The sequence below is a fragment of the Spirosoma sp. KUDC1026 genome (assembly GCF_013375035.1).
Classification (GTDB): domain Bacteria; phylum Bacteroidota; class Bacteroidia; order Cytophagales; family Spirosomataceae; genus Spirosoma.
In genome coordinates, this window is record NZ_CP056032.1 from 602122 (window position 1) to 616983 (window position 14862).

At 53.6% G+C, this 14862-nt stretch carries 6 protein-coding genes; 3 read left to right on the top strand and 3 right to left on the bottom strand.

The genetic code is table 11. The annotated features are described in order from the left end of the window. The first annotated feature begins 54 nt into the window (after positions 1 to 54). Together HU175_RS02600 and HU175_RS02605 are read left to right on the top strand one after the other, a co-directional pair. Positions 55 to 801, top strand: coding sequence for an ABC transporter ATP-binding protein (locus HU175_RS02600; RefSeq protein ID WP_176565100.1), 747 nt, complete (start codon positions 55 to 57; stop codon positions 799 to 801). A 173-nt stretch (positions 802 to 974) separates the two neighbouring features. After that, positions 975 to 7031 carry an alpha-2-macroglobulin family protein gene (locus HU175_RS02605; RefSeq protein ID WP_176565101.1) on the top strand — a complete coding sequence of 2019 codons (6057 nt, stop codon included), beginning with the start codon at positions 975 to 977 and terminating at the stop codon, positions 7029 to 7031. Between the two features lie 98 nt (positions 7032 to 7129). Here HU175_RS02605 and HU175_RS02610 read toward each other — a convergent pair whose 3' ends face one another. Next, a complete protein-coding gene (locus HU175_RS02610) occupies positions 7130 to 9235 on the bottom strand; it encodes a prolyl oligopeptidase family serine peptidase (protein WP_176565102.1) in 2106 nt (701 codons plus the stop codon). A 281-nt stretch (positions 9236 to 9516) separates the two neighbouring features. On the opposite strand from HU175_RS02610, the gene HU175_RS02615 reads away from it, so the two are divergent. Next, complete coding sequence (locus HU175_RS02615; protein ID WP_228724300.1) at positions 9517 to 12684, top strand: two-component regulator propeller domain-containing protein; 3168 nt, start codon at positions 9517 to 9519, stop codon at positions 12682 to 12684. On the opposite strand, the gene HU175_RS02620 is transcribed toward HU175_RS02615, so the two are convergent. Continuing rightward, a complete protein-coding gene (locus HU175_RS02620; RefSeq protein ID WP_176565103.1) occupies positions 12662 to 13204 on the bottom strand; it encodes a PolC-type DNA polymerase III in 543 nt (180 codons plus the stop codon). The genes HU175_RS02615 and HU175_RS02620 overlap by 23 nt on opposite strands. Positions 13205 to 13246: 42 nt before the next feature. Next, complete coding sequence (locus HU175_RS02625; protein ID WP_176565104.1) at positions 13247 to 14743, bottom strand: S41 family peptidase; 1497 nt, start codon at positions 14741 to 14743, stop codon at positions 13247 to 13249. Positions 14744 to 14862 lie beyond the last annotated feature (119 nt).

Genomic DNA, 14862 nt, shown 5'->3' on the forward strand with positions numbered 1-14862 from the left:
CCGCAACGGCGGACCATTCACTCATTCACTCATTCACTCATTCACTCATCGTCCATGCTTGACATCAAAAATATAACCAAGTCCTTTGGCGAACGGCAGGTTCTGGCAGGAATCAGCGACAGTTTCAAGCCGGGACAGACCAGCCTGATCATTGGCGGAAGTGGTACGGGTAAAAGCGTACTTTTAAAGTGCATGATTGGTCTGATTAAGCCGGACTCCGGCGAAGTGCTTTATGACGGCCGTAACTTCCTGACCGGCGACAAGGAAGAACAGAAAGCTATCCGGCGCGAGATGGGTGTTCTGTTTCAGGGATCGGCGTTGTTCGATTCGAAGACTGTGCAGGAGAACGTCCGGTTTCCGCTCGATATGCTTACCGATCAGTCGGAGAGTGAGAAAACAGACCGGGTGCATGAGTGTCTGGTTCGGGTGGGTCTGGAAAATGCCGCCGACCGGATGCCGTCCGAAATTAGCGGGGGGATGAAAAAACGGGTTGGTATTGCCCGGGCCATCGTCATGACACCCAAGTATCTGTTCTGCGACGAACCCAACTCCGGCCTCGATCCACTGACGTCCATCAAGATCGACCAGCTCATCAAGGAGATTACAGACGAATATCAGATCACGACCGTCGTTATTACCCACGATATGAACTCGATGATGGAGATTGGCGAGAAGATCGTTTTTCTCTACCAGGGCAAAAAACTCTGGGAAGGCAACAGCGATACGCTCACTCAATCGGACGTAGAGGAACTGAACGAGTTTATTTACGCCAATAAGCTGCTGCGTGAAATGAATCAATAAATCAGTATCAGCCATTTTCCAGAAGGGTATCCTGCGCAGGATACCCTTCTTTGTTATCAGACGACTGCACCATTTAAACCTTAGCGGGCTGGCTGGAGTCCTATGTACAGACGACTATGGAAAATTCCTTCCTGTGCCATCGTAGTTCGACGGCTTCTATCGTCCGTAATTGTATGCAACGCTTTCTCATTTTTCTTTTTACCCTGATCGCGCTGGGGGCTCATGCGCAACAAACTCGCAAATCAGTGGCTACGTATGATCCGGACTGGCAGCGTATTGATTCGCTGAATATGAAAGGGCTGCCCCAGTCGGCCTTGGCAATTGTCGACCAGATTTATAAGCGAGCCAAAGCCGAACGAAACGAGCGCCAGCTGGTGAAGGCAGTCATTTACCGGCAGTCACTTCAGAAATACTCGGATGCGGGTAGTACATTCCAGACGGTTCAATCGCTGCAACAGGAGTTAGCGGGCAGTACGTTGAGCACCCCAGCCCGGAACATCCTGCAATCGGTTCTGGCCGAAACGTACTGGCAGTATTATCAGCAAAACCGATGGAAATTTCAGAACCGTACAACGATAGTACGAGAGCCGGCAGTGCGCCGTCCGGGCCAAAATCAGGCCCCAGAAAACCAAGCTGATAGCCTGGCTACCTGGAACCTGCACCGACTCATCACGGAGATTATTGCTGCTTACAAAACTTCCCTGCAAAACGAAGCTACGCTAAAAGAAACCCCCATTGCTGCGTATGACCTGCTACTTGACAAAGGCAGCGATGAAGGCCGTTTACGCCGACCAACGGTCTACGATTTTCTGGCCCACCGGGCGCTGGATTTTTTCAAAAATACCGAAGCCGATCTGATACGCCCGGCGCAACAGTTTGAACTGGACCAGCCAGCGTATCTGGCTACGCCCAACCGCTTTGCCACTGTTCCACTACGTACCAGCGACAGTCTGTCACTACGGTTTCAAACGCTGACGCTTTACCAGCGGCTGATCGTCTTTCATCTATCCGACAGGAATCCAATCGCGCTGGCTGACGTTGATGCTGATCGGCTGACGTTCGTGCACCAACACAGTATTTTTCCGGAAAAAGACTCGCTTTATCAGCAAACGCTGACGCAGCAACTGGATCGGTACAAAAATCAGCCCCCCAAGTTTGTTTACGGCCTGGCGCTAGCTCAATACTGGGAGCAGCAATCGTATCGGGACAAAACCGGCAACTGGCGCAGGCAGGCCGATTCGCTGCTCACAAGCTTATTACAAAGTCCACCCGATGAAGGGCAGGATGCCCGAAACGCCCGGACCCTTCAAACCCAGTTACGGCAGCGGCAACTTCAACTAACCGTCGAGGAAGGAAATGCCCCCCAGCAACCGATTCGGGCGTTGGTCAATTACCGCAACACCCCAAGTTTCTACTACCGAATTGTCCGGGCAAAACCAGCTGAGGTTGCACAGAATTCTGTTGATAACCGAAAAAATCCGCTCCTGAAACGCTGGCTGTCTCTTCCGACCGTAGTGGAGCGAACGGTTCAACTACCGGACAACGGTGACTTGCAGGACCACAGCACTGAAATTGCGCTTCCTGCCCTACCGGTCGGGCACTACGTCATTCTGTCGGCGTTGTCCACCCCACTAACCGACTCTACGTCGATGCTGGCTTATACGCCACTGGTAGTGACCGAACTGAGCTATCTGATCGATTTGCACGGATCACCAGCCGGTCGAAACGCGAAGCCAACCCCTACGATTTACGCCATGCACCGACAGACGGGTAAACCGCTACCGAATGTAACGGTTCAGCTGGCTGAAAGCTATTACGCCAACAACCGTCAGCAGACCCGTCCGGTCGGTAATTACAAGACGGATGCACAGGGTCGTTTTCAGATCCCCCAAACCGTTCAATCCGGCAAAAGTTACCCACTTTGGCTTATCGACCAGCAGGACACCCTCGAAACGGCGGGCGTTTACAACGCCAGGCCCAATCCGTCCTCTGATACGGACACTGTACAAACCAATGCCCTGCTATTCACCGACCGGGCCATCTATCGACCCGGTCAGCCAATATACTTCAAGGGGGTCCTGTACGCCAAAAAGGGGGACCAGTTACAGGTAGCGGCCGGTCGGTCAACACCAGTAACGCTGACCGATGCCAACGGAGAGGGGGTATCGAGCCTGACGCTGACCGCCAACGAGTTTGGTACGGTCGAAGGTAAGTTTACTGCGCCAGCAGGTCGCCTGACCGGTATGATGACGATTTCGATACTCGACGATCAAACGTCGATTCGGGTGGAGGAATATAAGCGACCAACCTTCGAAGTCGTTGCCGATCCTGTTAAGGGTAGCTATAAACTCGGACAGTCAATCGCTATAAAAGCGAATGCGAAAACGTTTTCGGGCGCACCTATTGATGGCGCCCAGGTCCGGTATCGTATTACCCGACAACTGCTTCCCCGTTGGCCGTGGCTGAAACGGGGCTGGCAAATATTTCCACCGGCGTCTAGCCAGGAAACAGAAATTGCCAATGGCACGCTGACAACAACGAATACTGGTACGTTATCACTCTCGTTCGTTGCCAGTCCGGATCGGAGCGTTGATCGAAAGACCAATCCCATTTTTCAGTACACCATCACCTTCGACGTAACGGATGTTTCCGGTGAAACGCGGTCAGCTAAACAGACGCTACGTATCGGCTATTCCGCCCTGACGGCTGCGCTCAACATTCCGGAACAAATCGAAGGTAATCGGCAAGCAGTTGGCGTATCGATTCAAAACGCCGGTGGTCAACCCGTACCGGCAACGGGTCAACTTACGGTCTATCCAATTCAGGCACCGCAGCCTGCCCTTCGGAAACGGCTCTGGGAACAACCCGACCGCTTTGTCCTGAGCCGAGACGAGTTCAAGCGACTATTTCCGCTGGATGTGTATCAGGATGAAGATCAGCCTGAAAACTGGCCTCGCAGTCAGGCGATTGCTCAGCTGCCGGTACGCACGTCGGGCCGGGATAGCGTATCGCTGGACTTGAGTAAGTACCCAGCAGGGGCTTACGTAGCCGAGCTAACCGTAACCGACTCAACTGGTGAAACAGCTCGTCAGACACAGTATTTCACCGTCACGACACCTCAGCGGCCCGTTTTAGCGGTGTTAGCTGATAACTGGGTTCGGGTTGTGGAATCGGAGGTAAAACCCGGTAAAACGGCGACCATCTGGCTGGCGAACGATGGCCCCGGCTGGGCGTTGATGCGAACAGATACACAGGAAAAATGGATTAAGCTTGGAGATAAACCCGTTCGGATTGCTGTACCGATTCCGGCCAGCACACGTACAAATGTGTCTATTTCGTTTACGAAAATTCAGAACGGGCGGCTCTATCAGGACACGAAGACAATTCCGGTCTCGCAGGCCGACCAGCGTCTGACGATCGAAACCATTACGTTCCGCGAACGGCTGAAGCCCGGTCAGCCGGAAGAATGGACGTTACGTATCAGCGGACCCGGCAAGGAAAAAGTTATGGCTGAAGCTGTGGCGACCTTGTACGATGCCTCGCTGGATAATTTTCAGAAATTGCACTGGCCTGACGTTAATCGCTCCGCTGCTGAGGATTACTCATTTAATGGCTATTGGTCAGACAATGGCTTCAAAACGCGGGGCAGTGTTCTCCTGAATTATGACTTGCGCTCGTATCCCTTTCAAACGATAACGTATGATGCCTTGAAGCGATTACCTACTAGCCCCGTGTATCGCGCAGGTGCAGCCAGAACGTTAAGTGGGGCTGTTTCGCTTAAAGGAGCCGCTACCGAAGTAGCTCCTGCTATCCAGACAGATAGGTTCGGCTGGGATAGTCAGCCGCTGAATGAGGTTGTTGAGGTGGGCTATGGTCAATCTAAAACGATATCTGCCAACGAACCTCAACTCAACCCCCGACGTAATTTCAACGAGACAGCCTTCTTCTTCCCTACGCTACATACCGATAAAGAAGGTCGGATTCTGCTGAAGTTCACCATGCCCGAAGCGCTTACCCGCTGGCGGTTGATGCTTTTTGCCCATTCGAAAACGATGCAGACGGGAAGTCTGGAGCGCTCGGTAGTGACGCAGAAGGAATTGATGATTACGACCAACGCCCCCCGCTTCCTGCGCGAAGGCGATACGTTACGGCTCACCGCCCGTGTCAATAACCTGACGAGTAGACTGTTGGCCGGCTCGGCACAACTGGAACTGTTCGACGCGGCCACCAACCAGCCCATTGACGCTAGCCTCAAGCACGTAGTCACGCCGGTTAACTTTACGGCACAGGCGAACCAGAGTACGGCGCTCGGCTGGACACTGGTTATCCCTGCGGGTCTGGATAACGTAACAGTCCGCGTAACGGCCAAAGCAGGTGCGTTTACCGATGGAGAGGAACGAACCCTCCCTGTTTTGCCAAATCGGATGCTGGTGCTGGACGCCAAACCGTTTTATCTCAACGGCACTGGTACCAAGACGGTTACTCTTGATGCCTTAAAAAATCAAACCAATATTGCCAGTCAGGCAGAACGGTTAACGATCGAGTTAACGTCGAACCCGGTCTGGACCGCCCTGCAGAGTCTGCCTTATCTGGATAATCAATCGCTGCTCTGCTCCGAACAGCTATTTAGTCAATTTTACGCCAATGCCCTGGGTAGCCGGATCGTGAGCGCCCGGCCCGATGTTCAGCAGGTCGTGGCTAACTGGCAGAAGCAGGCGCCGACTAATCCGCTGGCAGCCAACGAAGAACTGAAAGCCGTTACGCTGAACGAAACACCCTGGCGACAGGCGGCCCGGACGCAGACCGAACAGCAGGCCCAGCTAGGGCAGTTTCTGCAAACCGATAACCTCCTGGCCCGTCAGCAGCTGGCACTGGATAAACTAAAGCAGCTACAAATGCCCGACGGGGGGCTGGTCTGGTTTGCGGGTATGCCAACCGATCCGATCGTTACGTTGCATGTCCTGAGCGGTTTTGGTCACCTGGCCAAGTTGGGCGTTACGTTTAAGGCGAGTCAGCAGCAACAGATTCAAGCGATACAGAACAGTGCGCTGCAGTTTGCCGATACGTATGCGAACCAGTGGCTGGAGCGCCAACAAAAGGAGAAGGTAGCAGATGGATTGAGTTATTGGGCAATTCAATACCTCTACACTCGTAGTTTTTACTCAGCAAACGCAGCAGATTCTAAAGCAGTAGCTTACATCAAAACGCAGGCTGTTAAAAACTGGCTCCAGTCAGGTCTACAGGAACAGGCCATGATTGCCCTGGCCCTGCACCGGCTTGGTGACAGGAAGACACCAGTTGACATCCTGAAATCGCTGAAAGAACGCGCCACTACGTCCGACGAGATGGGTATGTACTGGCCTGCCAACAAAGCCGGCTTCTACTGGCAGCAGGCACCCGTCGAAACGCAGGCCTTGCTGATCGAAGCCTTCGATGAGATCACGGGCGATCAGACTGCCGTCAACAACATGAAGCAATGGTTATTGGCGCAGAAGCGCACGCAGGCCTGGCCATCGACGAAGGCCACGACCGAGGCTATTTACGCCCTGCTGCTGAAAGGTGATGAGTGGACAGCGACGAAACCCGCGACCGAGCTTCGCGTCGGCGGTACACTGGTTACCGCTGCCGCCGATGAGCCAACCGGTTATCAAAAAGTAACCTATCAACCCGCGCAGATCAAGTCTGACATGGGTACTGTTTCGGTAACGAAAACTGGTAGTGGTCCGACCTTTCGTGATCCGACCTGGGGTGGGATCTACTACCAGCATTTCGAACCGCTGGACCGGATCGTTACGTCAGACAGAAACGGCAATCTGGTCGTGGCCAAAACGCTTTACCGTCGGCAAGATTCTTCGGCAGGACCAGTTATTACGCCTGTTTCTGAGCAGACTACCTTGAAACCGGGCGATCTGGTTACTGTGCGGGTAGAGCTTCGGAACGACCGCGACATGCAGTACGTCCATCTGAAAGACAGCCGGGCGTCGGGTTTTGAGCCGGTCGCTATGTTGTCGGGCTACAAATTCCAGAATGGCCTGGGTTATTACGAAGCCCCCCGCGACGCCAGCACAGATTTCTTCCTGTACCGCCTGCCAGCCGGTACGCACGTGTTCGAGTATCAGGTTCGGGTAGTCCATACCGGCGCGTTTGCTGCGGGTATCGCCACGGTCCAGAGTTTTTACGCACCCGAGTTTTCGGCGCACTCTGCCGGTTCGCGGGTGAGTGTCAAGTAAAGTTCTTTAACAAAATCTGCCCTCCTTTCTGGCTTTTAGCATTACGCTATGGACAGAAAGGAGGGCAGTCTTTATGATTACCTCCTGAAAACTTTACCCTACTTACTCGCTATTTCTTTCAGGCTCTTGATCCCCATATTCCAGAGAATGAAAGAATAAATGTCGCCGGTCGTTTCGATGTTTTTCTTCGTGTTGCTGGCCCCGTGGCCCGAGTTGGTATCGATACGTATCAGGACCGGGTTGCTGCCTTTGTAGACCTCCTGTAAGGTAGCCGCGTATTTAAACGAGTGAGCGGGCACCACCCGATCATCATGGTCGGCGGTGGTAATCATTGTTACCGGGTAGTTCGTGTCCGGTTTCAGGTTGTGAACGGGTGAGTATGCGTAAAGTGCCTTGAACTCGTCGGCATTATCACTGCTGCCGTAGTCGGCAATCCAGTTCCAGCCGATCGTGAACTTGTGAAACCGCAGCATATCCATCACCCCTACCTGTGGAATGGCAACCCGGAACAGATCGGGGCGCTGGTTAATAACAGCTCCCACCAATAATCCGCCGTTTGAGCCGCCCTGAGCCGCCAGCCTGGCGGGGGAGGTATATTTCTCGGCAATCAGGAATTCAGCCGCAGCGATGAAATCGTCGAATACGTTCTGTTTTTTCAGCTTCATACCCTGTTCATGCCACTTTTCGCCGTATTCGCTCCCCCCCCGCAGGTTGGCCTGGGCATAAATGCCGCCCTGTTCCAGAAACGGAATCCGTAACGGGCTAAAGCCGGGAGTCAGGCTAATATTGAAACCGCCGTAGCCGTACAACAGGGTTGGGTTGGTACCGTCCAGCTTGATGCCTTTCCGGTACGTCAGAAACATTGGGATCTTCGTGCCGTCCTTGCTGGGGTAGAAAACCTGCTTTGTTTCGTAATCGTCGGGGTTGAACGACACTTCGGGAGCCCGGAAAACCGTGCTTTTCCGGCTGGCCAGGTCATACCGGTAAATAGTTGGGGGAAACGTGAACGAGGTGAACGTATAGAACACGAATTTATCGTCTTTCTCGCCCCCGAAGCCCCCCGCCGAGCCAATACCCGGTAGCTGTACATTGCTTTCAAGTTTTCCGGTATAGTCGAATACATTGATCTGCGACGTTACGTCTTTTGAGTACTCGACGAACAGCTTGCCGCCCGCAGCGTTGACGCCCCCTTCGGTAATGGGTTCCGGCCGCTCGGGAATCAGCGTAGAGAAGGCTTTCTTTTTCGTATCGAAGGCAACCACCTTGCTATTAGGCGCTTTCTCGTTGGTCAGAATCAGCAGCCGGTCGCCGTCGTTGTCAACAACACCATAGCTGAAGTCGGTTATATCCGACACAACAGGCACGAAATCTTTCTGTGACGCCCGGGCATCGTTAAACAGCAGTGCGTTACCGTCCTTACCCTGCCCCCGGTCGCTGATCGACAGCAGCGCAAATCGTTCGTCGTCGGTCGTGCTCACGATATGGAACCGCTGCGGATGGGCCGCATCTTCGTAAATCAGCTTATCGGCGGACTGGGGGGTGTTAAGCTTATGGAAGAAGACCTGGTGGTTTTCGTTTTTCGCGGCAAGGGCGCTGCCTTCCGGTTTTGGGTAGCGACTATAGTAAAACCCATCGCCCTGCCAGGCCGCCCCGGACACCTTCACCCACTCGATTTTTTCGGGCAGGTACGTCTTCGTTGCCAGCTCCATGATCTGGTATTCCTGCCAGTCGGACCCACCTTTCGACAGGCCAACCACGGCGTATTTTCCGTCCTTCGACAAGGAGAACGCGCCCAGTCGGGTTGTTCCATCGGTGGACAGTTTGTTTGGATCGATCACTACCTCCGGTTGCCCGTCCAGTCCTTTCTGTCGGTACAGGACCGCCTGGTTTTGCAAGCCGTCATTCTTGGAGAAATAAAACCACTCACCCCGCCGGTAGGGCGCCGAGTATTTAGGATAGTTATAGACCGCTTCCAGACGCTGCTGCAACTGTTTCCGGTACGGGATTTTATCCAGATATGCGAAAGTGACCTTGTTTTCGGCCGTGACCCATTCGGCGGTTTCAGCCGAGCGATCATCTTCAAGCCATCGGTAGGGATCAGCCACTTTTGTCCCATGATACGTATCAACCTGATCGGTTTTACGGGCCTTTGGATAGGTCAACGGCTCTACGGCCTGACCCAGCGCAACGGAAGAACTTAACATAAGCAGTAAGCGTAGCGTGTGTTGAGAGTACATACGTCAGAAAAAGAAGGATTCGCGTGGCTACTAAGTTCGTGTCCCGACGTCGTAATGACAAATTGATGTCTGTTAGTTGCTGGTTCTTGCCCCTTCAATAATCGGCACCGGATCTCCACCAGCAAATTTTCATATGCCAGAACACAACTTGGAAAATACAGAAATACTCTACTCATTTACAACGCCTTAATGCTATTCTTTTGGTAAATACGGTCACTTCATATTGGCGTTTAGTATTGACGGGTTGTTTGCTGCTGTTGCAGCTGGCAGGCTGGTCCCAGGTCGCTTATCAGGTCGACCACATCGGCGTTAGCGACGGGCTGGCGCAGGGCTCGGTCTACTACATGCACAACGACAGCCGGGGGTTTCTCTGGTTTGGTACCCAGGACGGCCTGAATCGCTACGATGGGCACCGATTCCGCACGTACCGCCCCATTGCCGACGAACAGGGCGTGGCGCAGGCGGGTTCGATCCGGGGTGTTAATATCCTGGGTATTGTCGAAGACCCCGCCGGAAACCTGTGGATCGGTACGGAAGAAGGACTGAACCGGTACAATCGCCAGCGTGATCAATTCGATCATTTTCCGTCAACTGCTGCCGAGCATTCGACCCCATCAGCTCGCGTGCTGCCTTTTTATATCGATAAAACCACCCTGCTCTACCTCAGCGACGCCGAAGGTCTGGTACAGCTCAATCACCGGACGTTGCAGAAAACAGTACTGAACAGGGACATTCATCTGACGAAAGAATATGACCTCCCAAACGGAACGGTTCGCACGGGGCAGGACAACATCTGGCTTCACGCCCCCAGAGGGATTATCCGGTATAACCTTCGGGACAAAAGCCTGACCCACTATTTCAGCGATCATCCAGCTAATCGGTTCGGACCGGTACAGACGGTTTTTTCCTTTCACATCGATGCCAACGAAGTTGCCTGGCTGGGTACGGGTAATGGTCTGATCCGCTTCGATTACCGACAACAAACGTATCGCCACTACCCCACCACCCTTGATCAGCAACCGATAAGCGCTATCTACAGTGTTGCCGCCGACGCAAAAGGGCAGCTCTGGCTGGGTACACAGCGAGACGGTGTCTTGTTATTCGATCAGCACAAAGGGCAAATCGCGCCCATTCGCAGTACGTCCGGCCTGATACAGCGACTGAACGAGTTCGAGATCAGCAAGGTCTATGTCGATAAAATGGGCGTCGTCTGGATCAATACCGACCCCGATGGTCTGGTGCGCATCATCCCGGATATTTTTCTGCTGGGTGGCCTGAAAAAATCGTCGGCCAACAGCCTGCCGCCCGATCAGCGACTGAGCCACTACACCGTTCGTGGCTTTATGGAAGAGCGGCCCGACCGCCTTTGGATCGTTCAGGAAAGCGGGATCGACATTTTCAATCCGCAGACCAATCAGGTTGTCGAGCGCTATCTAACCAATGCACAGCCGACGGATTCGCCTATGCACAACCAGGCAAAGTGTATTTACAAAGACCCGGAGCACCGTATCTGGGTGGGTACACCGGGGGGCGTCCTGGCGTTTCAACCTGCTACCAAAACATTTCAGCCCATTCTGTTTGCTGAACAACGTAGCGAAGTGGCCGACAACTACGTTCGTAACCTGCTTAGCCTGAATGATTCGACGCTGCTGGGAGCCACCGAAGAAGGACTTTTTTTACTGAATACCCGTCGACGGCAGTGGAGCCGGGCTCCTGTTCTGGCAGGGCAGAATATGTTCAGTCTCTGGTACGACGCCCCCACGCGTCAGCTTTGGGTGGGCACCTACACGAATGGCTATTACTGTTATCAGCTGCCGCAACGAAACCTGCAAGGCCCCTGGAAACGAGTAAGCTCGGGTTTACTGGGATACACAGTACTGCACATTCGGCCCGACGCGGACAAAAAAACACTGTGGCTCTCCAGCGACCGGGGACTGGTGGCGCTGCACAAGGGTACGAATGAGTTCCGGCTTTTCAGCGAGCGCCAGGGACTGGCCAACTCGTTTGTGTATGGCTCACTCGCCGACGCGCAGGGGCACATCTGGATCAGTACCAATCGGGGTATCTCGCGCATTACGCTGGAACCACGAGCCATCAAAAACTTTGCTTTGCGGGATGGCCTCCAGGGGTATGAATTCAATGGAAATGCGTTCTGCCAAACCGCCAATGGTGAGTTCTATTTTGGTGGCGTCAACGGCTTCAACCGGTTTCGGCCGACCAATTTTCACACGAGTCTGTTCGACCCCAAAGTACATATCAACTCGCTCAGCGTTAACGAAGAACCATTCAGCGGTAATGGCTACGTGGGTGAGGCCGACCGGGTTGAGTTGTCGCCCGAGCAGAACACGATTGCGCTTGACTTTGCCACCATCGACTTTTTCAGCAACGGGCATAACAATTACCAGTACCAGCTGAAAAACTACGACGATCGCTGGGTATCATCGGGGGAACGCACGTATGTACGCTACGCCAATCTGCCCGCGGGTGATTACATTTTTCAGGTCAAAGCCGCGAATAAGGACGGTCGCTGGAGCAACTACACCCGGCGGCTGATAATTCATATTGCCCATCCGCTCTGGCAGCGACCTCCCTTCCTGCTGGCGGCCTTACTAATGCTGACACTGCTCATTTTTTTCTGGATCAAACGACGCGATACGATGCTGCGCCGGCAGGACGCCGAACGACTGCGGCTGGCTTACGACATTCAGGAACAGGTCAAGAAAGAGATTGCCCGCGATCTGCACGACGAAATCGGCACCCGCCTGGCCACCATCAAGCTGTATACGACTCAGCTCACGCGGCAGGTCGGTGAAACACCAACCATTATTTCTTTGCGCACCACCATTTTTGGCTTGATTAACGAAACCATCAGCGACGTCCGGGATTTGCTACGCAAACTCAACCCGCAAACACTGGAACGACATGGCTACGTAGCAGCTGTCGATGAGCTGTTTTCCCGGATCAACGCTACGGGGATTATTGATATGCAGCTGGACATAACCGGCCTGGTTGAATCGGCTCCAGACCCCGATCCGCTTAATTATCGGTTCAAAGCCACTACCGAGGTAATGCTTTACCGGATTACGCAGGAATTGGTCAATAACTCGCTTAAACACGCGAACGCCAGCCGGATTACGTTGCGGCTTCAGGTACAGAATGACCGCCTGCTGCTCGCCTATACCGATAATGGTCAGGGATTCGACCACGATAAGATCCGCCAAAATTCTACCGGCCTGGGTCTGGGCAGTATCGAATCAAGGGCAGCCATTCTGAACGGTCGAACCATCTGGCAGACCAGCCCGGGGCACGGGATGCATGTTCTGATCGACGTACCAACGGAAAAACTTTCCAACCGGCGGTTTACGAACAGCCGGAAACCGGCCTCCGACGATCTTAATCAGACACGGGAACAATAGGGCCGAGCCGGGGAATCAGGCCAAGTGAGTCGCGCTGAAGCAGTAATTCAAACAAGCGTACCGTAGCGGCTGCATCACCCTGCGCCCGGTGGCGGTCATTCAGCGGGATATTCAGCGACGCGCAGAGTTTGCCCAGGCTATAGGATGGGTAACCCGGAATCAGTTTGCGGCTCGTTCGAACGGTGCAGAGTGTACGTCGGGCGAAATCATAACCTGCCCATTCGAGCTCTTTCTTGAGAAAGTTAAAGTCGAAACTAACGTTGTGAGCCACAAAGACAGCATCCTGCGTTATTTCAACAATCCGCGAGGCTACGTCAGCAAAAAGAGGAGCGTCCTGCACCAGTTCTTCCGTGATACCTGTCAGATGCCGGATAAACGGCGGGATCGGGCATTCCGGATTGAGCAGTGTATGAAATGAATCCACGACCTGCTGGCCATCATGGCGAAATATGGCAATCTCAGTCAGGCGGGTTTCTCCTTTGACGCCCCCTGTCGATTCTACGTCAACGATACAATACACGGTATAAATATACGACTTTACAGCGTTCGTTGGCTTTTCCGGCTAACGGGCGGCCTGCAATAGCCGACTTTTTAGAGGTCTATTGGCCACGACACCCTGACGAATCAGTTCCATTGTATACTCCAGTACGTATTCCCGGTTGGTCATCAGGTCGTTATAGGTTCGTTCGACCGTAAAGTCGGGTTCGACCGTAAATCCATTCGCACGGTCGGCAGTAACGGAGTGAGTCAGCTTTTTGAGTGGAATACGTACCTGAATGCGGGAGTTGGGTAGCGTAACGGTCTTGAAATGGCCCGCAAAATCGCCCCAGTATGCACTTCCGCTGGCTTCGCCCACAAAGGTACCCAGACCCGCGTCAAGCGTTTTTGCCAGAACCGACGTGGTTGCCGAAAACGAAGCCCCATTTACCAGAAAATACAACTTTCCTTTGAAGGCATTCTGTTTGTACGGATGGTACTGATGCCGACCCGACCGGCTGGCAAACCCGCCCCGGGCATCGGTTTTGTAGCGCAGGCTGAAATTGAGGGCCGACAGCGGATTCCAGCGGGTAATCAGTTCGGCGCGGGCAGCCCGTTTCATTTCCTCCTGCTCCATGATCGCAAACTTCCTCGGCATCCAGTACCGCAGCAGTTCGGCCGAGTTCGCCACAATGCCTCCGCCGTTCCCCTGCATGTCGACAATCAGGTGCTGAATGTTCTCCTCCCGAAGTTGTCTGAAAGCCCGTTTCAGCCGCCGGTTAAAGGCCCACTGGAACGGATCGCGTTTTTTCAGCCCCATAAACGACGATACCCGTAGTACAGCCGTTCGGGTAAGGGTATCAATGACACGAACCGAGAGATTGGGCTGACGATCGATTTCGTTCCGGTATCGCAGTCGGACTGTTGATCGAAATGCATCGAGCGTTGGGCAGGCTAATCGGGTTTGCCGGGTCAGGCTGTTGTTAGCCAGACGATACGTAATAGTGACAGAATCGGCCCAGCCGTACCAGGACGCGTAGTAGTCCGCAAATTGAACCAGGCTCCACTGCCGACGGCCCGTGCTGTTATCGCCATCAGACCCCGAGTGGTCAGCGTTCATCAATTCGGCGTGTATGTCAGCAACAGGTCGCCCATTGACCGTTAGTAGCTCGGTTCCCCGCCGGAGAGTCGTGTCGGTCGATACGTTATGGCTGATGAAATACGTATCATCCACCGACCGGATAAAGAACGGCAGGTAGCGCGTGCTTTTTCCGATGTAATTCCGCCGGTGGTTCAGGTTCGTGTGCCCGTCTTTGATCGACGTAACCAGCGGGCTGATGTGATGGAAGAATGACAGGTAATCAACCGGGGCCGTAAGCTGATTATACAGCGAGTCGTAGAGCTGTTCCATTCGGGCCTGGGGGGTGTAATACCCAACGCCCGGATGCAGTTGGTCTAGTTTACGTTTAAGAAAGGTGAGGTCGGCGCGGGCCTGGTCAGGAGAAAGGGGCTGGGCAACGGTGAGCTGGAAGCTGAGCCCAAGACATAGCAGAGATACAATCAGAAATCGGCCTAAAGTCATCGTTTACAGTCACGGTGTCTAGCGCTGGCAGAGCCGCCAGGCAGTTGATTCTGTGAATATAAAAATCGACGCAACTATAAACAATAGATTATGTTTATAGACTTAATAATATTTTGTTT